This window comes from Arenibacter latericius DSM 15913 (assembly GCF_000424985.1).
Taxonomy (GTDB): Bacteria; Bacteroidota; Bacteroidia; order Flavobacteriales; family Flavobacteriaceae; genus Arenibacter; species Arenibacter latericius.
Map to the genome: position 1 here is coordinate 1 of NZ_AUKX01000059.1, position 25,542 is coordinate 25,542.

At 37.3% G+C, this 25,542-nt stretch carries 20 protein-coding genes and 2 pseudogenes; 9 read left to right on the forward strand and 13 right to left on the reverse strand.

The features are described 5' to 3' along the window. Window positions 1-267: integrase core domain-containing protein (locus H344_RS0114810; RefSeq protein ID WP_026811018.1), on the forward strand; the 267-nt coding region annotated here is incomplete at its 5' end. Between the two features lie 5 nt (window positions 268-272). Here the strand turns inward: H344_RS0114810 and H344_RS20460 are convergent. The 5 genes from H344_RS20460 to H344_RS22445 form a co-directional block, all read right to left on the reverse strand. Further along, window positions 273-746, reverse strand: coding sequence for a PD40 domain-containing protein (locus tag H344_RS20460; RefSeq protein ID WP_051254354.1), 474 nt, complete (start codon window positions 744-746; stop codon window positions 273-275). A gap of 2 nt (window positions 747-748) precedes the next feature. Beyond that, window positions 749-1,261 (reverse strand): hypothetical protein, encoded by a 513-nt coding sequence (locus H344_RS0114820; protein WP_026811019.1) that lies wholly within the window; start codon window positions 1,259-1,261, stop codon window positions 749-751. 834 nt (window positions 1,262-2,095) lie between these two features. Then, window positions 2,096-3,520 carry a Gfo/Idh/MocA family protein gene (locus H344_RS0114825; protein WP_026811020.1) on the reverse strand — a complete coding sequence of 475 codons (1,425 nt, stop codon included), beginning with the start codon at window positions 3,518-3,520 and terminating at the stop codon, window positions 2,096-2,098. A gap of 534 nt (window positions 3,521-4,054) precedes the next feature. Next, on the reverse strand, window positions 4,055-5,032 hold the full coding sequence (locus H344_RS0114835; protein WP_026811021.1) for an NAD(P)-dependent alcohol dehydrogenase: 978 nt from the start codon (window positions 5,030-5,032) through the stop codon (window positions 4,055-4,057). A gap of 226 nt (window positions 5,033-5,258) precedes the next feature. Next, window positions 5,259-5,690 carry an MBOAT family O-acyltransferase gene (locus H344_RS22445; RefSeq protein ID WP_205667188.1) on the reverse strand — a complete coding sequence of 144 codons (432 nt, stop codon included), beginning with the start codon at window positions 5,688-5,690 and terminating at the stop codon, window positions 5,259-5,261. A gap of 788 nt (window positions 5,691-6,478) precedes the next feature. On the opposite strand from H344_RS22445, the gene H344_RS21185 reads away from it, so the two are divergent. Continuing rightward, complete coding sequence (locus H344_RS21185; protein WP_051254355.1) at window positions 6,479-6,934, forward strand: hypothetical protein; 456 nt, start codon at window positions 6,479-6,481, stop codon at window positions 6,932-6,934. A gap of 619 nt (window positions 6,935-7,553) precedes the next feature. Here the strand turns inward: H344_RS21185 and H344_RS20470 are convergent. From H344_RS20470 to H344_RS0114870, 5 genes are all read right to left on the reverse strand, one after another. Then, entirely contained in the window at window positions 7,554-7,913 is a 360-nt protein-coding gene (locus tag H344_RS20470; RefSeq protein ID WP_034256763.1) for an SdpI family protein, read from the reverse strand. Between the two features lie 558 nt (window positions 7,914-8,471). Beyond that, window positions 8,472-8,834, reverse strand: coding sequence for a helix-turn-helix domain-containing protein (locus tag H344_RS0114855; RefSeq protein WP_026811022.1), 363 nt, complete (start codon window positions 8,832-8,834; stop codon window positions 8,472-8,474). Window positions 8,835-8,838: 4 nt separating this feature from the next. Then, window positions 8,839-9,135, reverse strand: a complete 297-nt coding sequence (locus tag H344_RS0114860) for a type II toxin-antitoxin system HigB family toxin (RefSeq protein WP_026811023.1) — start codon at window positions 9,133-9,135, stop codon at window positions 8,839-8,841. 400 nt (window positions 9,136-9,535) lie between these two features. Further along, a complete protein-coding gene (locus tag H344_RS0114865; RefSeq protein WP_026811024.1) occupies window positions 9,536-10,132 on the reverse strand; it encodes a mobile mystery protein B in 597 nt (198 codons plus the stop codon). Beyond that, entirely contained in the window at window positions 10,123-10,581 is a 459-nt protein-coding gene (locus H344_RS0114870; protein WP_026811025.1) for a mobile mystery protein A, read from the reverse strand. The genes H344_RS0114865 and H344_RS0114870 overlap by 10 nt, the downstream gene beginning before the upstream one ends. A gap of 196 nt (window positions 10,582-10,777) precedes the next feature. Here H344_RS0114870 and H344_RS22370 point away from each other — a divergent pair. Further along, window positions 10,778-11,136, forward strand: a pseudogene (locus H344_RS22370) (DUF4138 domain-containing protein); the annotation flags it as partial. Window positions 11,137-11,205: 69 nt separating this feature from the next. On the opposite strand, the gene H344_RS0114885 reads toward H344_RS22370, so the two are convergent. After that, complete coding sequence (locus H344_RS0114885; RefSeq protein WP_026811027.1) at window positions 11,206-11,583, reverse strand: PH domain-containing protein; 378 nt, start codon at window positions 11,581-11,583, stop codon at window positions 11,206-11,208. A gap of 5 nt (window positions 11,584-11,588) precedes the next feature. After that, window positions 11,589-11,852: a hypothetical protein gene (locus tag H344_RS0114890; protein ID WP_157378308.1), complete on the reverse strand. Its 264-nt coding sequence runs from the start codon at window positions 11,850-11,852 to the stop codon at window positions 11,589-11,591. A gap of 831 nt (window positions 11,853-12,683) precedes the next feature. Here H344_RS0114890 and pelA point away from each other — a divergent pair. The 6 genes from pelA to H344_RS0114920 all read left to right on the forward strand — a co-directional run bounded on the left by pelA (window position 12,684) and on the right by H344_RS0114920 (window position 25,105). Beyond that, window positions 12,684-13,793 carry a pectate lyase gene (gene pelA, locus H344_RS0114895; RefSeq protein ID WP_026811029.1) on the forward strand — a complete coding sequence of 370 codons (1,110 nt, stop codon included), beginning with the start codon at window positions 12,684-12,686 and terminating at the stop codon, window positions 13,791-13,793. Window positions 13,794-14,191: 398 nt separating this feature from the next. Next, entirely contained in the window at window positions 14,192-16,936 is a 2,745-nt protein-coding gene (locus tag H344_RS0114900) for a substrate-binding domain-containing protein (RefSeq protein WP_026811030.1), read from the forward strand. Window positions 16,937-17,167: 231 nt separating this feature from the next. Further along, complete coding sequence (locus H344_RS0114905; protein ID WP_026811031.1) at window positions 17,168-18,529, forward strand: sugar porter family MFS transporter; 1,362 nt, start codon at window positions 17,168-17,170, stop codon at window positions 18,527-18,529. A gap of 28 nt (window positions 18,530-18,557) precedes the next feature. Next, window positions 18,558-20,183, forward strand: a complete 1,626-nt coding sequence (locus H344_RS0114910) for a glycoside hydrolase family 32 protein (RefSeq protein WP_026811032.1) — start codon at window positions 18,558-18,560, stop codon at window positions 20,181-20,183. A gap of 14 nt (window positions 20,184-20,197) precedes the next feature. Beyond that, window positions 20,198-23,350 carry a SusC/RagA family TonB-linked outer membrane protein gene (locus H344_RS0114915; RefSeq protein ID WP_026811033.1) on the forward strand — a complete coding sequence of 1,051 codons (3,153 nt, stop codon included), beginning with the start codon at window positions 20,198-20,200 and terminating at the stop codon, window positions 23,348-23,350. A gap of 12 nt (window positions 23,351-23,362) precedes the next feature. Continuing rightward, window positions 23,363-25,105, forward strand: a complete 1,743-nt coding sequence (locus tag H344_RS0114920) for a RagB/SusD family nutrient uptake outer membrane protein (RefSeq protein ID WP_026811034.1) — start codon at window positions 23,363-23,365, stop codon at window positions 25,103-25,105. A gap of 185 nt (window positions 25,106-25,290) precedes the next feature. On the opposite strand, the pseudogene H344_RS22010 reads toward H344_RS0114920, so the two are convergent. Beyond that, a pseudogene (locus tag H344_RS22010) lies at window positions 25,291-25,542 on the reverse strand (IS110 family transposase); the annotation flags it as partial.

Below are 25,542 nucleotides of genomic sequence, written 5' to 3' on the forward strand. Positions count from 1 at the left end.
CTTGGGTTAATTGGCGTAAGCCAAGAATTCACCCACATTGCAACACCGGAGGAAAATGCTCATATAGAAGCTTATCACGGAATTTTGAAGAAAGAAGTTTTTAATCGATTTGAATACAGAACCTTTGGTGAGATAGAGAAAATCTTAAAAGAATACGTAGTGTTTTATAACTATGAAAGGCTACACGGACTATTGGGTAGAATTACCCCCATGGAAAAATGGAACGCTGAAAAACATAAAATTGTAACTGAAAAATTAACCGCTTAAATTAATCAACGAAATTTAAAAGAATACTCTTGTTTTATAGGGGTCAAACCAACCCCTTTCTTCTTATCACTATACCAAATATTATAATCGCTTCTCGTGCTATCCTTATAAATAGGTCTATTTGATGCAAAGAACAACCTATTCCCATTTTGCGTGTAAAACGGTTCAATATCGTGGTATTTCCCTGATATGGGCATAATTTTTGGCTTGGTCCACTTCCCGTTCACTTTACTCAATACTACTAAGCACCTTTTACTTTGTTTGTAGTCTCCTAATGTGTAGATGATTTCATCAGATTGTGGATTAATTGCTAAGTCTCTTTCATATAATGGTGTTGAAATCACATTCTCTCCAAAAATGGTTAAGCTATCATTAGCTGTTGAAATATTTATGAGAGGAGTTTTTTCTAAGGAATTATTATTGGGTTGACAACTTAACAAAAGAACTAATGATAGGAAAGAGAAGTAAAATGATTTCATGGTTATTTAGTTGATAGTTTTTTAAAAATAATTCTTCTAATAGGATTTTCTTTGTCAATAAATTTTTCAGTAATATTTAATTCATAATCAGATTTTCTGAATGTTTCTGCTTCCGAAATTTCCGATTTTAACCTCTGGTTTATTTTTCCATCCAAAATCATCATGGTGTCACTTTTATTTTTCCCAACTATATAAGAGTTTTGGCTAGAGTATGCATAGTTTTGAGTATACATCTTTATACTGAAAGAATCTTTGGTCAGTTTTTTAATATCCAAAGAGTCAATATATCTAAACGTGTTTTTATTTCCTTTTTTGAATTGAGTTACAGGGTTCTTGTAATCCTTTAGCGTGGGTAAAAATCCAAGAAAATTATAATCCATATTTATAAAATCGTTTGTGGAAAACTGACTAATGTCCTTATACGACTGGTCATCTACAAATGTTTTTTTATTTGTTTGTGCTTGCGCATTAAAAGTAACAGTTATTAAAAATAGACCTATAATATTTTTTCTCATGTGATTATATTATTTCTTCAATGATTTTGTTTCTCAAATTACTGCTGATAGCCTTGACTAAGTTAAATAGCTTGGAGTAGGGAATCGTTCTTGTCTGTTTTATTGTTTTTTAACAGGTAACTAAAATACACTATTATGACAAAGTAGGCTATTTACACATATCGATATGTGTGTCTAGTATGGGCATCTATTACTTACTGCAAAGTAGATAATTAATCTAAAGGGTGCAAGACGGTATACCGGGTAGACCGTTCCTTTATGAGCAGGGGTAATCCTTCTGAAAATTTTGAAGGGAGTATTTTTTTTCGCTATTTGGGTGAACGATTCCAAGGACATCTTTAGCCTTTGGGAAAAGTACATAATAAGTTTGATTGATGTAAAGAGCGATTAATAAGATGGGGTCCGAACCCTTCAATACTAAACCCGTACTATGATGTTAGGGGTGAACATCTTCATTGGGTGGTAGAGCCAACTAAATTGTATGCTTTAAATTTTTGCTATCTTTCTATTTCCAATTTCTACTTTATTCAAATTATTTTGTCCAAATAGAAGCGTATTGTAAAGAGTTAAAATTGCAATCTGTATAAAAAATTTATTTATCTATTTAAATCTTATGTTTAGGTATGGCATACAACTAGAGTTTGCGCAGCAACTGCTAACTTAGATTATATCAATTCCGGGAAATTTTGTCGTACCATAATTTTGGAGTCTGAAGACTTCGTATTGGAAGAAGTTGGCTTACTCAATTGGATGGTTTTTAGCTGATAGTTTAAAATAATGCCTATGAAGTATGGTAGAATAGGGGGGGAAGTCTACCTAAAACCTAGCTCCTACTTACATAATTCTAGAAATATCCCATTCTTCATTGGATGGCTCCTTAACGATTGATTCAGCCTCCGGTAATCCATTGACTTTCATATTATTTGCATCCCACTGTATCCGAGCACCATTTAGGCGTAGAGACATTACCCCCAGCAGAGTTAATTCGGTAAGCCGACTTCCATAATCAAGATTGGCACTAGATTGTCCACCGCTTTTGATGGCATCTACCCAGTCCCGATAATGACCTTTCGATCGCGGAATCCGTTCTACGGGTGGTTGATAAGATTGTCTCAAGGATTCTGGGAATATCTGAGGAAAACGATCACCTCCATCGGTGATAATTACCCCTTTATCGCCCACGTACATGGCGCTCCTCCCTCCAAATTTATAATCCGGTGGCAAATGGGGATTCCATTCTGGTTTTAAGCCACCAGAATACCAGTGTAATTTGAGGGCAGCCTGGCCCTTTCTTTCAGGGAAATGATATGTACCGGCCTCTCCATAAGGAGCAATTTCACTATTACTTTGTCCGGCAGGGTAAATCTGAACATGAGACGGGCTCGATAGATCGAAGGCCCAAAAAGGTGCATCCATATCATGACATCCAAAATCTCCCAATGCACCACAACCATATATCCAAAAATCCCGCCAGGTGACTGGCGAAAAAAGATCGTTATAGGGTCTAAATGGTGAAGGTCCTAACCATTCCTTCCAATCAAAATCATTAGGAAGTGGACTGGTATCTTGAGGAAGACCTGTAATTCCTGGGGTCCAGCGACCTGCAGGAACCCACGCATGAATCTCGCGTACTGTTCCAATAGCACCATCTTGGAGATATTCTACCAAGGAACGGATGCCGTCCCGACTATGTCCTGAGTTACCCATCTGAGTGGCAAGTCCCGTTTCTTGAACTACTTTACGTACCATTCTTGCTTCCCAAATGTTATGAGCCATGGGCTTTTCGCAATAAACATGTAGGCCTGCCTTAAGGGCAGCGATGGTGATAAAAGCGTGGGTATGGTCAGGAGTGGAGCAAACAATGGCATCGATATCTTTTTCCCTATCCATCATTTCGCTAAAACGTTTATATTGACGAACTTCTTTGCTCTCTCCCTTTTTCTGATAATAATCCTCGATCATTTCACTGACCGGTTCCCGTCCGGCAATGGACTTGTAATAGAATCGATTCAAATCCCAATAGCGACCCGGATCTGTGACCGAGGTAATTTGTACATCGTCTAGTTGAAGTAAATTACGAACATTACTCCGGCCCTGTCCCCCCGCGCCAACAATGCCGATGTTTACTTTGTCACTAGGTGCGGTATACCCTTTGCCTCCAAGAACATATCTGGGAAGTATCATAAAACCCCCTACTGCGGCTGAAGTATTTCGGATAAATTGCCGTCGGCCGGCAGAAGGCGAATTTGGATTCTTCATCTTTTTAAGATTTTTAATTTGAAATTCAAGGTAAGGATTTATTTTGAAAATGAAGATGTATGTTGTTTAACGCATTGGGGCAGGAGTAAACTAGAAATTCGGGTTTAATTCCTTCCTTCTCGATAGATTACATTGCGTTGCACATAAGCTAGACCGATACGCTTCTGGAACCAAGAATTAAAACCATGCCTATGTATAGAGCAGAACTCGTAAAGGAGGTTGGGCAACAGCACAGAACCCTAATCTAGGTACTACCATAATTCACTAAGTGAGATTTGAATGCTCCGATCCTTGCTTGCCCGTACTGCATAGGCGGGGGTGGATTTGTAATTGGTATTATCCTTCCGATGCCTGATGGGCCTACCCGAATGGATTATTCAGGCGGGCCTGCCTATAATAGGTAGTCTGGTGAGCTCCGTTGCCCTGAATCCTAGGATGAAGTCTCAGGATAAACTAAAGACGAAGGGTAGGGTGGAGGGAGGGGCGTAGGCCTTTTCTATTTAGTGACGGACTCGTGTACTTAATTGTGGACCGTCAGTGTACTGTAATTACAATTTTACCATTGTGAAGTCCATCCCCAAATCGTTGAACCGCCCAGGGTATTTTGTCAAAATTATAGGGACCATCTATAACACAACTTATCCTGTTTTCCTCATAAAGCTGATTGATGTACTCCAAGTCCTTGTTAGCTTTTAACATTACCATATACATACGTTTCTTGCTAAACAACTTTAGTGCCGGACTCATATAAACCATTTGTAACAGCTTGCCAGACCTACCACCTATAGAAACGTATTTTCCATTCGGTTTAAGAACCTTTAAAAATTTCCAGAGCGATCTATTGGTCTTACAATCAAGGATTAGATCATATTGCTGATCACTTTTAGTAAAGTCTTCTTTTTTATAGTCAATTACCTTATCAAATCCTTGAGTTTCCATCGCTTTTAATTTCTCACCTGTGTCTACCCCTGTAACATCTGCGTTGTAAAGTTTGGCTATTTGAAATGCGAATGAACCAACACCGCCACCCCCGCCATTGATCAAAATCTTCTGGTAATCTATAATTCGCCCCACATCCCGCAGACCTTGTAGGGCTAGCATTGCTGCGTGTGGAATACTAGTAGCCTCCTCAAAACTCATGTTATTTGGCTTTTTAGCTAGTGCTTTCTCATCGATGCAAAGGAACTCAGCAAAGCTGCCAAATCCGAATTCTGAGATGTCACCGTAAACGGCATCACCAACTTTAAACTTTGTGGCCTTAACCCCCACCTGCTCCACAATTCCTGCCACCTCCATTCCGGGTATCATTAATTTTTTCTTGGGACTAAACAATCCAAAAAATAAACGATAAGCGAAAGGCTTTCCCGTGGTAATGCACCAATCGTAATCATTGATTGTTGTTGCATAAACTTTAACCTTAACCTCAGTACTTTTAGGCTTAGGTTGTTCGGTTTCTATAAGCCTAAGAACTTTTTCAGGTTTTCCGTAGTTTTTAATATTATATGCTTTCATATTTACTATTGTGCTACAAGGTTTCGGATCATATGTTTGATAGTTGCGGGTTTGCGTGCGAGGAATTTTTGCAGAAAATTCAGATGTAACGAGCACACAACAACCTTTAATTAAGCACTAAACCGCAATTGTTCTCATACATTATTGAACGTAGGCTTTTTTTCAGACTAACAGTTAATAGTTAGATATGTTTATGTGCAAAGTTTGTCTGTTTTTAGATTCCATTCTAGAATCTCGTCAGATAAATTGTCAGTATAAAACACAAGACGATTATACTTAAATTGACTGATGCGCGAAAAACCCATATCTGCTTACTAAAATTGTGATTGAAATATCTAGTTATTAAAACTGAAACTCCCATCATCGAAAACCAAATTGTAAAGAATAAAGATATTTTCCATCTGAAAATCGTGGTGACCGCATCGTGTATCATTCCACAAAATATGAATGTAAATAGCAATGCAACCCCAACGGGTAAAATTCTCTTTAATGGTTTGAAAATATATTTCCCTAAATAGTATCCAAAAATAGGATTCCAATAATTCCAAAATGTAGAGAAATTTTTTGCTCCTAATGAGCGATATAGATTATTTCTCAACGATTTTGAACTTCCAATCGGCACTCCATTTCTTTTCTTTACATATTCAGTTAATGTCATTTTAATTGGTGGTCAGATTTGTTTTTTAAGCTTGCCTAATCAGTTTTGGTTATGATTACGGCACCTGGCGCAGCGGGATCCTGTTCTCCGTAGCTCAGCGGAGGCGGTGCAAGAGGCGACGAACCCAACCAGCTTTTTCTTTTCGCCAAATTAATTGAGCCGCGTGCGAATCAGTAAGGCAAGCTTCTCAGATATTTAGACATTTCAATTTACTATAATTTCTTCGAATTATTTAATTCTTGAAAATGTAAGCCATTATTTCTTATGCTTTGTTAGGTTTAGTTTTCATAAACCTATAACCCATATTGTTCTTCGGCTATTTTTATATTTTAATTGTTTTCAAATAATCAAAGCTTTTTTCTAAGGCTACCTCAGGATTGTCAACCATATCTTGCTCTACATAAAAATGTTTGACCCCTTTTTTCTGTTTCATGCAAAATCCAACAGATTTTGCAGCCCCCATAAAAATACGCAAACCATATGATTCAATGTCTAGACCGGCATTACTTTTAGGTTCTGTGTGTGCCTAGTATGCGTATCTTTTGCTTTATCGAATGGCAAATACTTAATCTAAAGACTGTATGCCTACCTGCTAGATAGTTTATCCTTTATGGGCTTGTACAGCAGTTATTTTTGTTGATAATAGTATTTTTTAATCATGTCTTTCAGCAAGCGCCTTTATGTCGATCATATCATTTTTGATTTGGCAGTAATAAAAGTATTTAACAATAAGTCAAAATTAAAATCGTTTAAAAATGACCAATAAAATTTTTAAACCACATTGAATTATGAAAATTACCATTTTACCTCCAAAATTATTTGTATTACTATTATTAACATTCTTCACGTTTTCTTGTTCTGATGAAGATGAGCAAAAAGCTGAAGAAGCAGCAATTTCTAATGAAGAAATTACAAGAATCAACCTTTTAGTTTCTCAAGATTTACAAGCGCAATATAGACTTGAAAACCCCGATAGCACTGAAAAGGCACCAGAAAATACCTTTGTGTCATCTGAAGTTCAAATAATCGATGGTGAGTATTATTTGGTATCTTTTTCGAATGAAACTATTACTACTTCATTATTAAAAACAGAAACGACCCAGAGTGGACGATTAGCATTGGTTTATTCTGGTATATCATGTACCTCATCATCATGCTATAGTGGAACAGGTTGTGTGCCAGATAAGAATAAAAAGGATTGTACAGCGTGTGTTTCTTGTACTAGAACGTTAACATCGGATTAAAAGGATACCGCAAAGGCTTCTGATAAGTTGCCTTTGCTATTTTCATGTATTCTAGTGTGAACTCTAATTACATATTAAAAAGTAAACTTTACACAGCTAGTTAACTTGTACTGGGAGATAAAGGAGGTAAATTTACGCTAATGGCATTCCTTTTTTTAATTGATTTTCAATGAATTATTAAACTTTTTAATACGCATCACTTTGCAGTTTAACTAGCTTATTTTCTACAATTATTGTATCACAGGTGTTATAAACGGTCCAATCTCCTATCCAAAAATCAAAGGCGTAATTATTTGACCTTTAGAGTAGGGAGGCTAGGTTATCATTTTTTGCTAAAGATGGAAATTAATTAGGATGGTTGATAGATTATTTTCATTTCTGTCATTTTAAGAATTTATGAATCTTAAAAGTATAAACTATGTTGGTTTAACTTTGTAAAGGATGTCCCTTTAACATTCAACTGCAAAACAATGGTCGGTATAACCACAGATAAGGGTAAATTTACGTTAGTTTTGATACAGGCGTCTGTAATCCCGAGTGGATTCGTAAGTAGTCACCCAAGGCATCGGGTTGCCGTAATTGTGGGTAGTATTGTTGTGCAACGTATTTTTTGATTCGATTATTTATCTTTTTTATCAAATTCCGATTTCAGTTTAGTTTCTGTTTTGTAAATACTGAAAAATGCCCACAAAAGAGTACTTATCATTACTATTCCAAAACTCAAAACGATGTACTGTTTATCGATTAAAAATCCAAATATGGTTGTCAAAAACGGAATTGATGAATATTTCATCATGTTTTCAGCACCAACTTTTTGTGCAAAATCCCATTTTTCTTGGTTTTCCATTGAGCGTTTTGTCCGATATCCGTACCACCAATTTATTTTTTTTGGAGGGTTCTTTTTAAAAATCATTCCACCAATTAATCCCATTGTTCCAGTTACGATACTTGAAAATACTATGAGAAAATTGAAAGTCATAATTGGTGATGTTTTTCAGTTTGCTTGTCAATATGTTGCACAACGTACGGAAGTACCATTAAGCAATTATAAATCTATTTTGTCAGTAACTAATATAGGCCATATTTCATTAGACCTCCAATTTTCTTTTAAATCATAGTTATAATAAATCCAAACTCCACATGGGAAGTAAGCTAGTGTAGCCTTGCCTAAAAATTTTATAGAATATAGTCTAAATCAATATCTTGTAAAAACGAAATACTCAGTGTTATCTAGGCTTTGTAGTATGTTTAAGAGTAGTATTTTACGCGCTTATTTGCCGATACAGAAAGTAACGAACCCATATTTTATAGGGGTTCCCATGCCTCGAGGTACACATGGGATACAAAACTATATTTTTCGATATTATACAAAACACACATCTATCTCAATGTCAGTTATTTATGTGAAACGGAGATTTACTTATAAAAACATAGAATTTTAGCTTATGAGCCGATTACACCTCGTAATCGGCTCATATTTTTTGCCATATTTGAGCCGATAACAACTTTAAATTGGCTCATGCAATACAATTGGCAACTATTGAAGTATTATATCACTATCAATATTTAATTTTTGATGTAAGGCTTTGGCAACGTTCAAAGTAATCTCTCTTTTGCCGTTTAAGTAATCACTTATTCTCGAGGCGCTTGTACCTAAGAGAGTTGCTAAATCCTTTCTTTTAAGTCCCATTTCAAACATACGTAGTTCTATCATTTCCTGTAAGGTAGGCAAGCCGATGGGGAAATGAATTTCTTCGTATTGTTCGATAATATCGGTAATCTCCAGAAATTCTTTTGTCAAAGGGTTATCCGCTGACATATTATCATCCACAACATCTATCAACTCTTCTAATCGAAGATTTGCTTTTACATATGCTTCGTGTGTAATTGATTTTCCCATTTCCTTATACCTTATCTATATTCTTTATTTTGTTGTAATCCCGGTGATTGCCAACCCACCTAATTAGGACTTTCTTAAATTTAAACCGTACAATAGCCACTATCCGATAATGATTTCCTTTTACGTTAAAAACAAATCTCCCGTTTCCCACACTATCAGCTGAATTGAACGTGTTTTTTAAATCGGCAAAACTATCCCATTCAGCCTTGTTTGTTTTTTTATACCAATCTTGCAGTGCTACTTTAGCATTGGTTTCTTTCGAAAAATACTCTTTTAGTTTTTTAAATGAAATAACGTGCACTTGATATAATGTTCAATTTAAACGTAAAGGTACTATATAAATTACATTTATGGATATTTATTTCCAATAAATGTAATTATCTGTAGTAACTCCCCAAATCCTAGCGCAGAACTTTTGCGATTAGTTCCTGTTAGGTATTTATCTTATCTCGGTAAGATAAACCCGCCTCGCCATCAGACATGCTTGCCCGTACTATTTAGGCGGGCCATCCCTTGCTATTCAGGGAGGTCGTTAGGTAAAAATTAGATAGGGGAAAGCGATAAAAACTCAAAATAATGCCATATGAGCCAATTATACCTCATAATCGGCTCATGCAATACAATTGTCAACATAAAAACTGGTCTGAATTTATATATTATGCAACATAATTGTAGATCTAGGATAGCAGGAAGGATAAAGATTAAGAACGGGCAAATTCCAATAACGGCTGGTACTTACCTAAGTCGGCCATTTTCACGGCTTTAAGATAAGCGGTTCGAGTTTCGCCTGATTGTGTGAGGTTACCAGCTCCCCATGAGAAGGGTTCTTTACCAAACAACTTTTCGATAATGATATCGGCCATCAACCTGCTATGTCTCCCATTTCCATTAGGAAAGCAATGTATGCTTACTAATCGGTGTTTAAAACGAATTGCCATCTCCTCCATTGAATAGGTATTGTTCTCTATCCAAAACATACTATCGTCACAAAGCATTTTCAGCTGTACAGGTATTTGATGTTTGTCTATCCCAATATTTTTATCGGTTTTCCGGAATTCTCCAGCCCAGGTCCATATATTTCCATACATACGTTTATGAAGGTCACAAATAAACTTTTCAGAAAACACCTGTATGGCTTTGAACTTTTTACTTAATACCCATTGTAATGCCTCTTCTATATTGAGTTGTTCAAATTCGTCTAATTCAACTTTGGTAGAGATTGTTTCTATGCGTAAGCCTTCTTTTTCCTCTTCATCAATGGGCGTTTGTCCATCTATATACTCTAGGTCTAATCCCATAGCATTTTAGGCATTTCGTTTTTGATGATGGCCGTGCGATCCTCAATAGCTTTTTTAATACGTTGTTTCGAGTTTTCCTGATCTTCCAATCTCATGGTGTTAGAGGTTCTGGAAACAATGTTAACAGCTAATTCCTTAGCCTTACGTTCAATTAAATCATCAATTGAACCGTCCTTTGGAACTAAACCATATACTAACTGCATATCCAAAGCATTTGCTGCTTCCCTAAGCGTTTTAAGAGATATAGCTCCTTCTTTTTCCCTTTTCTCTAATTCTTGAGCGCTTTGTTTGGTAATTGATAGTTTTTCCGCCAATTGCTGCAACGTCATTCCTAAGGAGGTTCTTACCGCTTTGAGCCACCCTGTCGGGGGTGGTGTAACTTGAGCTGCAGTTGCGAATCCTTTAAATTTTCGGTCCAATTGATCTAATTGTAATTTCCTCTTATTCATATTGTAAGGTTTTAGCCTGACTAAATAAGTATAAAGGTAAGGTTTTAGACTGATAATAACAAATTAAAGTCAGGTGCAGAGCTGACTAAATTAGTTATTAAGTAAGGTTTTAGCCTGACTCTGTGTTAATGCCCAAATCTTACCCAAGAACTTTGTGCCTGGTTCCTGTCCGATTTTTGTAGTGTTCGGGCAGATGCGGATCCAAGGCATAGGTATAAGTGTAAATAATATTGTCTTTTACAAGGAAGAGCTTTATTTCGTAATTAAAATAGTGAACAACTCTTCTTTAGATTATGATTTTAAACTTTTTGAACCTATCACATGAAACGAAGCAAAAAGGGAAAAAAATCGCTGCAGAAATTAATACAAGACATTGTGTTTAAGCAAAATTTGCCAAATAGAGTTATAAAAGGAGGGAAGGTAAGGTTGGTTTATGTTGTCCCTAAATTCTCATTAAGTAGTGACCGGACAATGATCTTTGACCTAAATGAAAAGAACGGGGAACGGGATATAGAGTTGAAGGTATCACACCGATTTATTGATAATCCAAATTGAAATAGTATGAAAGCAACCAGATAGATTATTATCTCTTTTCATACATAATTTGAACTTTACCACTATTATTTACATCACCTTATTCGCCAAGTATTTTTGGACTTCGTAGACATTTATGCTTTTATTGAATTTCTTACTAACACTAGGGGTGTCCTCACTAGAAATCCAAATCTTAAGTTCTGCATCTAAGTCAAATGTTCCTGAAGTTTCTAGTGAGAAACGGGATATATTTTTATAGGGCAATGATTTATATTCAATTTTACTTCCTGTTAAACCTTGAATATCTACTAAAATCAATCTCTTATTAGTAAACATAAATACATCCCGGAATAATGTGAATCCAAGTTCAATTTCTTCACTATCTATAAGCAACTTAGCGTACTTTTGATTAAGTTTTTCGGAAGATACTTCACTGGCATTTCCTAATATTTTATTTAATAGCCCCATTATAATTATCCTATATTTAAATTATTCAATTTTGTTTTTGCTCCCAGATATGATGTCATTCTTGTAGTATTGTCTAATTTGACATTTAAATTTTTTAGGTAACCCAGAGGTAAAGGCTCTGGAAAATCACACGGAACCTCAATCTGTTGTTCAGGTAATAATCCTCCACCTATATTATCAATTCTTGTACACTCCTCTTCTTTTTCACAACTAACCATGGTAAAAAGTAATGTTAAAATACCCCAAAGATTTAATTTATTTCTAATCATACAACTTGAATTGATAGTTAGACCTTTGTCGATTGAAGTTACCTATTAATGCATTTGTAACAATCTATGCTTTTTCACTAGTAATTCACTCAAACCTAATTTTTTGAAATGTAAGATAAATTCTTTAATAGTTTTTCAAAATTATTCTTATTTATAAATCGCTCTGTGATAAAGTTTAAATAAAAGATGGTCTAGAATACAAAGAGTAAATTCAAAAACTACCGGTTGGCAGTTTCGATAGTTGTTCTGTTTCCAATTACTTTCGCCTAAATTGATATTTGGGGAAATAGGTTTTAGGATGAACTGTGGAAACAAAAAATCTCATAAATTGCATTGTTGTAAATGGCCGAAAATGTTCTCATATACATGGACAATCCATTTATACTATCTTCATTTTTAAATGCGCCGTTTCAAATCGTTTTAGATAGGTGTTGGTCAACTCTTCAAAGCGGAGAAACTCCTTCTAGTTGAAATTCTTCAATGCGCTAAGGACACATCTATAGTCTTTAGCGTTACCGTATCGATTCGCTTCTTCCATTTCAGCAGTCAATTGTTGGGTAAAATCAATAAAGGAACATCGAAGATAATCCTTCTGCCATCAGCAACGTAAACCTTTAGCATACACTAGGGGTTTCGTCGTTTTAGAGAAATTCAGAAAACAGCTAAACTTCGAAAATGTGCATACTTTGTGCTTAGTTCATGGCCAATTATTGGGTTTTGCAATAGTTGTGGTGATTCTTTACAGTACAATAAGCTTCTATTTTTATACAACAAGTGAATAATATTATTCTTTAGTATCTTAGTAATTGAAATCAAATTAATATTTAATTGATGAATTTTACTAACCTTATTATTATTGTAGTAGCCTTAAATACAACTTTAGGTTATGCCCAAAATAAAACCACCGACTATAAAAATCAAAGATGGACGACTATAGCAAACAAAATGCCTTCTGACTGGTATGGCTCAGAGGAAGCAAAGTTAGTTGCTGAAAATGTATTGTTCACGCAAAAGAAGATTGGAGGTTGGGAGAAAAATAAAAATTATCATCATCCACTTTCAGAATCAGAAAAAGAAAATTATAGGAATAACAGGAATAATATTGGTGCAACTTTCGATAATGGCGCTACTATCACAGAACTAAAATTCCTTGCCAAAGTATATGCAAAACTTAAAGATGACCGCTATAAGATAGCTTTTACAAAAGGTCTAAATTATATTTTTTCTGCGCAATATTCTAATGGTGGTTGGCCGCAGTTTTTTCCACCCCGCAAAGGAAGTGTAGCGTATTCTGGCCATATAACTTATAATGATTATGCTATGGTTAATATCATGAAGTTTCTAAAAGAGATATGGACTGATAATGAAGAATACGCGTCACTACAATTGAGTAATAATATAATAGAAAAAGTCAAGAATTCATACTATAAAGGCATTCAATGTTTCTTAGACACGCAAATAACATATAAGGGTAAACTAGCGGTGTGGTGTGCACAACATGATTCAGTGACACTCGCACCGACAAAAGCACGTAGTTACGAGCTCCCTTCTTTTAGTGGTTCTGAATCTGTAGGTATTGTACAGATGTTGATGGAAATAGATAATCCTTCCAAAGAAGTTATAGACTCTGTGAATGGAGCTGTCGAATGGTTTACAAACAATAAGATAGATGGTATAAAAATAGTCACTGAAATTCAATCAGACGGGAAAAAGGATAGAATTGTTGTTGCAGATTCCTATGCACCTCCTCTATGGGGACGTTTTTATGATTTAGATACGAGCACAATATTTTTTTGTAGTCGTGATGGTATCAAAAGAAAATCACTTGCAGAAATAAGCCACGAACGTAGAAATGGATATAGTTGGTATACAAATGCCCCACAAAAGGTGTTAAAAATATATCCGGAATGGCTAGCTAAAAATAAACTGGCAAAAGATTGATTATCTAGGATTGGAAAGCTTATATGAGAGAGCGGACTTGGTGTTTTCTATTGCTTATCTGCTTCTGAGCATATTGGAGATCTAACTTATAAATGCAAAGGCAAACGCCTAACCGTTACTACTCAACTGTAAACCTTATATTTATAACTGAAATTTAATAATAAAACCAAGACCTTTATTGTTGCATGGAAGGATTTAGCAAATGAGTTGAAGGATTGGCTTATTTTTTCGTACTTACTTATGATAATATAGGATTTAACGTCTAAATTTTATAATTCTTATAAATTTAAGTTCTGGTACTATTATAGGATAGCTATTCTCATTTAATACATATTTTTAGGGCTTCTGCAAAGGATATTTTTAACTTACGTTAAGTTTTCAAACTAAACTCAATTCTTATGACTCTTAAGAGATTTTTTTTCTTATCGGTGTTATTTTTTATATCCTCTTATTTCTCCTGCACCCGACCAACGGATGAAAAAGAGTATCGAATAGGCTTTTCCCAGGCCATGAGTAATGATGAGTGGAGGCATTCTATGAACAATAGTATGCGTTTGCAGGCATCATTATACCCCCAAATTGATCTGCACATTGCTAATGCGGACTATGATGTTGAAAAGCAGATAGCTCAGTTAAAAGAATTTATATCGGATAGTGTGGATATAATAATTGTTTCTCCTATTCAGTCGACCCCCATTACCCCTGTTGTTGAAGAAGCACTGAATGCCGGAATTCCTGTTCTGGTAGTGGATAGAAAAACGGACAATCAGAAATATACCGCCTATGTAGGTGCCGATAATATTGAGGTTGGACGAAATGCTGCGAAAATCATAGTTTCCAACCTACAGGATTCAATAGGAGTTGTTGAAATAAGAGGCCTAAAGGGTTCCTCTCCTGCAGAAGAAAGGAGCCTAGGATTTCATCAGGTTTTGGATAATTTCCCAAAAATAAAGGTGTTGGCTACCCTTGAAGGGGATTGGGAAAAAGAATCCATAACTGAAGGTTTTCGACAATTATTGTTAAAGACTGGGCCCCCAGATTTTGTTTTTGCCCACAATGATAGGATGGCCAAAGGCGCTTGGGATGTGGCCAGAAACTTGGGGTTGGAGGATAGGATAAAAATAATTGGGGTTGATGGGCTCCATGGACCTAACGGAGGCATACAATTGGTAATTGATGGCGTACTAAACGCTACGATATTATACCCTACCGGGGGGGATGAAGCAATAAATATTGCACTTAAAATTTTAAACAACGAGGTGGTCCCTACAAATAATATCCTCTCTACAACGGTAATTGATCGGTTTAATGCTGATATAATGCAAAATCAATTCAATAAGATCAATGAACAAAAGAACCTCATTGAAAAACAGGTCTCGGGCATCAAAAGACAGGAGCAGTTATACTACTCCCAAAATAATATATTGAAGATTAGCCTTGTGTTATTGTTGATTATTCTTGGTCTTGCTATTTATAGTATCTATTCTAAAATCTCTATAGCTAAGAAGAATAGGCAATTGGAGCTTACCAATAAAAAAATTACTGTTCAGAGAAATCAAATTGAAAAAATTGCCAATGAAGTTAAGGAGGTAAACGAGGCTAAAATGAACTTTTTCACGGGTTTATCCCATGAGTTTAAAACCCCTCTTACTTTAATTATGAGTTCTATAGAATCGTTAAAGGATTGGGATAGACAAAAGGGAAACACCTCGGGATTTGAAGTGGAATTGATTCAAAACAATTCCAATCGCCTACTAAGGCTGATCAATAATTTGCTTGATTTTAGAAGGGTAGAGGACCAGCAGTTTAATCTAAGAGCTTCAAAGACCAATATTTACAAATTTTCAAATAATATATACAAGGAATTTAAGGGAGAAGCAAAAAAGAGGGGTATCAAGTTCAATATTACGACTAACAATGAAGATCTTGATTTGTTTATTGACCGAAATTTAATTGATAAAGTCTATTTTAACCTATTGTCCAATGCTTTCAAATTCACTCCCGATAATGGGAAAATAGTAATTGAGATTCATGATAATTTGGATGATAGCACAGTAAATATTCACTTTAAGGACAATGGAATAGGAATCCCTGACAATGAATTGAGAAATGTATTTACTCCATTTTTTAAGGGTTCTAATAACAGGAAAAACAGTTCAGGTGTAGGCCTACATCTTAGTAAACAATTTATAGAGCTTCATCTCGGGAAGATTGAAGTTAGATCCCATCATGGGACGGAATTTGTTATTACGCTTTTTAAAGGAAATACCCATTTTAATGAGGACCAAATTGTAATTGATCCTGAATTGGTGGATACTCCCTTAAATGATTTTACCGAAGAGATCATCTTGGATGATAACTATTTAGGACAGGGTACTAACAATGGGGAGGAGAGGTATTCCATTCTTTTAATTGAGGACAACAGAGATTTGAGTTATTTCCTAAAGAATAAACTAAGTGTCGAATATGATATCATATTATCTGACGGAACCGATGGTGTTGAACTGGCGTTTGAAAATATTCCAGACATAATTTTATGTGATGTAAACTTACCAGATAAAAATGGATTTGAAATTTGTGAGATTCTAAAGGATGATTTACGAACATCCCATATTCCAGTAATCATATTAACAGCCTTGGGAAATAAGGATTCATTTATTCAGGGGCTACAAAGCGGGGCCGATCTATATTTAACTAAGCCTTTTAACTTTTCTATTTTAACACAATCTATAAAGTCGCTACTTTACAATAGGGAAAAATTGAGGTATTATTATACTAATAACATCCATAAAATTGATCAGGCGCAATCGTTTGGGAGCCCTGAGCAACTTTTTGTTCGTCAATTAAACCAATATATTAAGGTTAATTTGGACAACACTAATTTTTCTGTTGAAAACTTAGCTGATTCTCTTAATATTTCTAGAGTACAATTATATAGAAAAGTAAAAGCTATGCTAGGAGTAAGTGTCAGTGATTACATTTCTAATTATCGATTGGAAATGTCAAAATCTATGCTCGAAACCACTAATCTTTCCATTTCTGAAATAGGATATAGTACAGGATTTTCTTCCCCCAATTACTTTTCTACAGCCTTTAAAAGTAAATATGGCGTTACTCCAGGCGCATATAAAAAATCACTTTAAAGCATTCTTAACGTTTGGGTGAATCATCATGTATCAATTTTGAACTTTAATGTTACCTCAGTATAACTAGTTTTAGTTTTATTTATTGATTAAATGGTATAACCTGCTGTTTATTAAGGTTTTGTAGTTTTTGGTAATGGTTGTTAACGAAATCATAATAGATGGTAACATAGGCGAAACAACACCTTGGTAATATGTGCTAATATAGTCTTCGTATTAATTAATTGCGATATGAAGAAAATATTAGTTTGGTCGATCACAGCTGCTTTAGCGGGATTTTTATTCGGGTTTGATACCGTAGTTATTTCTGGAGCAGATAAAAAATTACAACTCTTATGGGGGTCTTCGGATGTGTTCCATGGTACCATAGTAATGGCAATGGCCTTATGGGGAACCGTGATCGGTGCGTTGTTAGGGGGCATACCTACCAATAGGCTGGGAAGAAAGAAAACCTTGTTCTGGATTGGTGTGTTTTATACCGTATCGGCACTGGGATCTGCATTGTCTAACGATCCCATCACCTTTGCGTTCTTTAGATTTATAGGCGGATTAGGAGTGGGGGCCTCCACTATTGCTGCACCAGCTTATATTTCTGAAATAGCTCCGGCCAAGGACAGGGGGAAATTGGTTGGGCTGTATCAATTCAATATCGTATTCGGAATATTGGTGGCCTTCCTATCCAATTATTTATTAAGTGGTATCGGTGAAAATGCCTGGCGTTGGATGCTAGGGGTAGAAGCCATTCCGGCCATTATTTATACACTGTTCGTCCTTACCGTTCCCCAGAGTCCAAGATGGCTTCTCACCAAGTTGCGTACCACAGAGGCAAGAAAGGTACTGCAAGTGATAAATCCGGGGCAGGACGTAGAGAAATTGATGTTGGAAATAAACCAGGAAAACGAGAATAAGATACCTGGGGAGAACATTTTCATGAAAAAATACCGACTTCCATTGATCCTTGCCTTCTGTATGGCTTTTTTCAATCAGGCGTCCGGGATAAACGCATTTCTATACTATGCCCCTAGAATCTTGGGGGAGGCCGGCCTAGGGGAGAGTACGGCCCTTTTAAGTAGTATCGGTATCGGGGTTACCAATCTTTTATTTACACTCTTAGGCATCTTTCTTATTGATAGGTTTGGCAGAAAGCAATTGATGTACATAGGTTCTGTAGGATATATAATATCATTAACCTTGGTGTCCTGTGCCTTTTTCTTTGATTGGGAGGGGATGTCCGTAGCCATATTCCTATTCCTGTTCATTGCCGCACATGCCGTAGGTCAGGGTACCGTTATCTGGGTATTTATATCCGAAATTTTCCCCAACCATTTACGAGGTTCAGGTCAATCTTTTGGGAGTTCCGTGCACTGGATCTTGGCAGCGGTAATTCCTTCCCTTATTCCCGTGCTGTTTACCGCAATAGGTGCAGGAACCGTATTTGCCTTCTTCGCATTTATGATGGTTTTACAACTTCTCTTTGTGGCCTTTATAATGCCTGAGACTAAGGGGATCTCATTGGAAGCCCTTAGTAAATCCTTAAGTAAATCCAATGGTTCCACTAAAGGGAAAGTAGTGATGAATAACAAGAATATATAAACCGAATAATAAACCCAATTTTTTAATTATGAAAAATTATAGATTAAGATTAGCTGTTGCCATTGCAGGTCTCTGTATAGTTTTTGCCTGCAAGAGCCAAGGAAATAAGGAGGAGAACGAGAATATCGTTCAAAGTGAGAGTACCTTGGATACGGAAGAAAAGATATATCGTCCAAATTATCATTTTACCCCTAAGGTGGGATGGATGAACGACCCCAATGGAATGTTCTATTACAATGGGTATTACCATTTATATTATCAGCACTACCCTGATGGAAATAAATGGGGGCCTATGCATTGGGGGCACGCCATTAGCACCGATATGGTGGAATGGAAGGAGCAGCCTATTGCACTTTTCCCGGATGAAAAGGGGTATATTTTTTCTGGTAGTGCGGTGGTGGATCTGGAAAATACCTCTGGCTTTGGGTCGGACGGTCAAGTACCGATTGTTGCCATGTTCACCTATCATGATCCAATAAAGGCAGAATCCAGTAAAATGGATGTGGAGTCGCAGGCCATTGCTTATTCCTTGGATGAGGGACTCACTTGGACCAAATATTCAGGAAATCCTGTGATAGAGAATCCAGGGATCAGGGATTTTAGGGATCCCAAGGTATACTGGAACCAAGAACATGAAAAGTGGGTAATGGTCCTGGCTGCACATGATATGGTTATGTTCTATGGCTCCAAAGACCTAAAAAGCTGGGAGCTGTTATCCGATTTTGGAGGAGATTGGGATAAGGCGATCGGGACCCACGGAGGGGTTTGGGAATGCCCAGATCTTTTTCCCATTCCTGTTGAGGGTTCCGAGGAAATCAAATGGGTACTCCTTGTAAGTATAAACCCAGGTGGACCTAACGGAGGCAGTGCTACACAATATTTCATTGGTGATTTTGATGGTACAAAGTTCACCATGGATAACGATTTTGAAGCCATCCTAAAAAAGGACCATAACTTTTGGATCGATTTTGGGAAGGACAATTATGCTGGGGTCACTTTTTCCAATGTCACTTCCAAGGATGGAGGGAAGTTTTTTATGGGCTGGATGTCCAATTGGGAATACGCTAATGAAGTTCCTACCGAAACCTGGCGTAGCGCCATGACCGTGGCCAGGGAGATAAAAGTGATCAAAGATGACAAATCCTATAGGTTGGCAACGTTACCAGTTGATGAAATAGATACTTATAATGGGGTTAAATACAAGAAAGAAAACATTAAGGTCAACGGTGACACGGCGCTAATCAATGAAGAGAAGGTTGATCTTTCACGTGCTGCAATCAACTTTACCATTTCAGAGCTAAAAAAGGACAGCTTTACTTTTAAGCTTTCCAACAAGGAAGGGGACCTATTGACTTTTGGGTACTACGGTGCCGACAATACTTTTTTTATCGATCGAAGTGGATCTGGCAAAACCGAATTCTCCAAAACTTTCTCGAATAAGAAAAGTATTGCAGAACGAATTTCCGGGAGTGGAAAGCTGACGGGAACCATTCTCCTGGACAAAACATCCATAGAATTATTTTTTGATGAAGGGTCAACCGTGATGACGGAAATATTATTTCCCAACGCACCATTCGAGACGCTTTCAATAGAGACGGTCAGTCAAGATTTTGTTCTTGACTTGTTAGAAGTGAATGAACTTAAAATGAACTAAAAAACAACACTATTATGAAACTAAAACTCATATTGATCTTAATAATATTTACTCCGCTAGGTCTCTGGGCCCAGGAGCAGATAACAGGGACGGTAACCTCACAGGATGATGGGATGCCGTTGCCAGGTGCCTCTGTGGTAGTGGCCGGCACTACCAATGGTACTACGACAGATTTTGATGGTAATTTTATCCTTGATAAAGTACCTTCAGATGCTACTCTTAATGTAAGTTATGTGGGGTTTTTAACGATGGAAATCCCAGTAAATGGACAGTCTACCTTTAATATTATTTTGCCGCCAGATGCTCAAATGCTGGATGAGGTGGTATTAACTGGTTATACCACGGAACGAAAGGCTGACTTAACTGGAGCTATTACCGTTGTAGAACTAGGTCCTGTTGAAGGGCAAAGTTTAAGTTCTGGTAATGCAATGCAGGCTTTACAAGGAAGGGTTCCGGGCCTGTTTGTTGAAAAATCTGGAAATCCGAACGGCACTAGTAGCCGAATTCTAATACGTGGGGTTACCACATTGGGAAATAATGATCCCCTTTATGTTATTGATGGAGTGCCAACCGTTAGGCAAGAGGTGTTTTCTGGACTTAATCCTAGTGCAATTGAGTCTGTCCAAGTCCTAAAGGATGCATCGGCCTCCTCCATTTATGGTTCTAGGGCAGGTAACGGGGTTATCATCGTAACCACTAAGAATAGTGCCAAGGCAGGAGGGCAAGAAAAATATAGGGTAAGTATAAATTCTAACCTCTCCGTACAGTCCGAGAAAGCACAGCGGTATGATATGTTGAACTCCACACAGCGAGGAGAGGCCTTATGGAGGGCATCCATAAATGATGGAGCAGACCCAGCGGGTGGTTATGGTGAAATCTATAATTTTGATTGGAATGGGGATTTTAACAATCCGGTGCTCAATAGCGTAACGCTTCAACCTTTTGTTGGGGGAGATCCCAATGTACCGGTCGGTAATACGGATTGGCAAAAGGAATCCTATGAAACAGGGTATGTTTATAATAATGAAATTTCCATTTCGGGAGGAACGGATAAATCCTTTCACTTGATTAATCTGGGGCATCTAAAGAATACGGGTATATTAAAATATACTGGTTACGAAAGAATCTCAGGGAAGTTAAATTCCAATTTTAAATTGTTCAATGACAAATTAAAGATTGGGGTAAACACTGCTTTTACCACCTCAGATGAAACTTTGGCTTCAACTGATATTGGTAGTGCTGCAACTCCTGCCTTGGCCATTAGTTTGGCTCCAACAATACCACTGTTCGATAATAATGGTAATTATGGTGGCCCATTAGGTGCTGGATATTCTGATCGTAACAATCCTGTTTTGATGCAGTTTTTAAATAGATGGGACAACACGGAATGGACTAATGTTTTTGGAAATGTATTTGCCGAGCTGCAGTTAATGGAGAATTTAACCTTCCGAACCAGCATTGGGTTAGACTATAGTGATTTTAAACGTAAGGATATTGAACCCAAGGTGGCCAATGGATTTGTAAACAGGGATAACAATAGGTTGATAATGGACACCAATAAATTTACAAGTGTTGTCTTTACCAATACGTTGAATTATACGCTGGAAATGGGAGACCATCGTTTTGGTCTTTTGTTGGGAGCAGAATCCATCAAAAATGATTTTGATTCGGTGACAGCCATTGCAGATGGTTTTGCCGTAGAAACTGAGTCTTATTTTGTTTTGGATGCCGCCTCTGGGGCAAGAACCAATACAGGACGATCCAGTGGAAGTAGCCTTTTATCACAATTTGGTAAACTCAATTACGCATTTGCCGATAGGTATTTAGCTTCTATTACCGTTCGTAGGGACGGGTCCTCAAGATTTGGTGATGAAAATAGGTATGGGGTTTTTCCAGCGGTATCCTTGGGGTGGAGAATCAGTAGGGAAGATTTCTTCAATGATGAAGGTCCGGTATCGGATTTAAAATTACGTGCAGGATATGGGGAGGTTGGTAACCAATCTATTGGTGATTTGGCCAGATTTGGTCTCTACGAATCCCGATATGGCCCAAACCAAGATCAATTTGTTCCAGATTTCTTTAATCAATATTATAATGTAGGAACTGCCTATGATCTGGGTGGCAATAATGGTGGGACCCTTCCTTCCGGATTTGTTTCTATACAGGCGGCAAATCCCGCACTGAAGTGGGAAACCACCAAGGAATATAACTATGGAGTAGATTTTGGGCTTTTTAACAATGCAGTGGTAGGTACATTCGATTATTTTACCAGAAAAACCAGTGATATTTTGATTACACCTCCCATTGCCTCTGTTATTGGAGAAGGGCAACAACGGGTATTAAACGGGGCCACCACGGAAACCAAAGGTTGGGAGCTTTCTGTAGGCTATGCTAAAACTTGGGAGAGTGGATTTTCGTTTGGGGTATCCACAAATTTTGGAGCATTTAAGGATGAGATTACTTTTCTTCCCGAAGAAGTGCGCGCTGGGTTTCCAGGAACTGCTGAGAACTCTATATTAGGTCATTCCCAATTTTCAATTTTTGGCTATAGAACGGATGGCCTATTCCAAAGTCAGGCAGATATCGATGCCAGCCCAACCCAGGTTGCCTCGCGACCAGGAGGGATAAAATTCCAAGATCTAAACGGGGACAATGTAATAGATTCTGATGACCGGGATTTTATTGGAAATACACTGCCCGACCTAGAATATGGTATCCGAGTAGATCTTGCCTATAAAAACTTCGATTTTTCCATTTTTGGTTCTGGAGTGGCAGGGAGAATTGGTCAGGATCCGTATATATTTTGGAATAATTTTACGCAAGGTAGAGAGAATGCCGGTTTAGGGGTGTTAAATGCATGGACCCCAACTAATACCAATACGGATATTCCTTCCTTATCATTGGCTTTCAACGATCTTAGAACTTCTGATTATTTGTTTCGGAAGAATTCCTACTTCAAAATTAGAAATTTACAGATAGGGTATTCTTTACCGGAGGAAATGATCAGTAAAATATGGGGAATGACGGGATTACGCGTCTATTTTCAAGGAGAGAACCTGTTCTGGTTTACTCCCAAAGATTATATAGGATCTGATCCAGAGCGAACAACTGTTGACAATATTCCTGTGCCAACTGTACTATCATTGGGACTTAATTTGAACTTTTAAAAAATGAAAATCATGAAAAGAAATATAATATTTACAATAGGAGTATTGGTTTCATTTCTTCTTGTTTCTTGTGACAAAGACTTTTTGGAATATGAGCCGGAGGGAGTGCTGTCCAATGAAAATGTGGCCACGGCAGAAAATGCCGAAGCCTTGGTGGTTGCTGCCTATGCAGGGATTGCCAATGATGAAATGATAGGCCCATTAACCCATCAATGGGTTTATGGAAGTGTTCGTTCGGATGATGCCTATAAAGGTGGCGGAGGCCGTGGTGATGTAGATGTAGTAGATCGGTATGAACAATACAATCTAACCATTCCTGATTTTGGGGATTGGATGGCTCCAAGAACTTGGACCAATTATTACAAGGCTATTTCAAGGGCCAATTTTGCGTTGACCGTGATAAACGATATACCGGATGGTGAATATGCCAATAAAACATTGAGACAGGCCGAACTTCGATTTTTGAGGGCACATTCTCACTTTATGTTGAAGCTCATTTTCAAAAACATCCCTTTTATTAAAGAAGGGTTGACTCAGGAGGAAATTGCTGCCATATCCAATGATATGCCCAATGACGAATTGTGGAACACCATAGCGGAAGATTTTATTTTTGCATACAACAATCTACCCCAATCGCAGGACGAAGTGGGGAGGGCAGATAGAAATGCCGCTGCAGCTTATATGGCCAAACTAAGGCTTTACCAGGCTTATGAGCAAAATGATCAACACCAGGTCACCTCAATTAACATTTCGCTTCTTCAAGAGGTTATTGATTATGCCGATGACGTTACCGCTAATCTGGAAGCTGATTATGGGAATAATTTTTTGGATGGTTTTGATAACGGGCCTGAATCAATATGGGCGGCCCAATTTTCCATAAATGACGGTACAAAGGTAAGTAGGGTAAGTTTTGTTACAGGACTTAATTCCCCCCATGGATCAGCGCTATATGGTTGCTGTGGATTTCATTTGGCCAGTCAGAATATGGTGAATGCGTTTAGGACAGATGCCACTGGTTTGCCTTTGTTGGATAACTTTAACGACACTGATATTTTTACCACGTTGAATGATGATGGAACGGTAACGCCAGAACTTGGCTTAACGGTAGACCCCAGATTGGATCATACCGTGGGAATACCAGGGAGACCTTTCAAATACAGAAATACCGTTGATGAGGCCGGGGATATGGTGTATAACTTTAGCTGGGCCAGAGATCCTGGGGTTTATGGTTATTTTGGGAATATGAAGGAACAACAAGCGCCTGATTGTTCGTGCTATGTTAAGGAAGGGCCTTTTGTTGGTACTTCCAAAAACGTTGATTTTATAAGGTATGCTGATATATTGTTGTTTAAGGCCGAAGCTTTGATACAATTGGATCGTTGGGATGAAGCATTGCCATTAATCAATCAGGTTAGGGCACGTGCAGCAGCGAGTACACAACGTCAATTAGATGCCGGGGCAACGGATATTTATAATATTCAACAGTACACCACCTTCCCAAGTAAAGAATATGCATGGAAAGCTTTAAAGTTTGAAAGGCGATTGGAATTTGGAATGGAAGGACCTCGTTTCTTCGATTTGGTAAGATGGGGGGAAGCAGCAGAAGTTCTGAACGCTTATCTGGCCGAGGAAAAAGCTAAAAGGGATTTCTTGTCCAATGCAATTTTTACAGCAGGAAGGGACGAGTACTATCCAATTCCTCAGCGTGAGATAGATTTTACGGGCGGACTTTATAAGCAAAATCCTGGGTATTAATTTAAGCTAATTTTAGCTTCGTAAAGGCACGGAGAAATTTTCCTTCGTGCCTTTGTTTTTGAAATCAAACAGATGAAATGAACATGACTAAAAATTGGTCGCAAATACTAATTAAGAAATTTGAATTACACCCGCCTGTATTCTATGATTAAAAAAAGGATATCTACTTTAATTTATCAACAATCCTAAGCTGCATATTTCATAAGATTAATATAGGGTTCATTTCGCGTAATAACTGCAAACATTCTGGACACTAATTTGTTTCTAATAATATTGATTGTGCTCATCTTGTTTTTTCCTTCCTCCAGTCTCCTCTGGTAATATGCTTTCATTTCCGGATTATGCTGTAAGGCCGATTTTGCACATAGATCAAGTAGGCTCTTTATTTTCTTGTTGGCTAGGTTACTAACCTTTGTCCTGCCCCTTATACTGGTTCC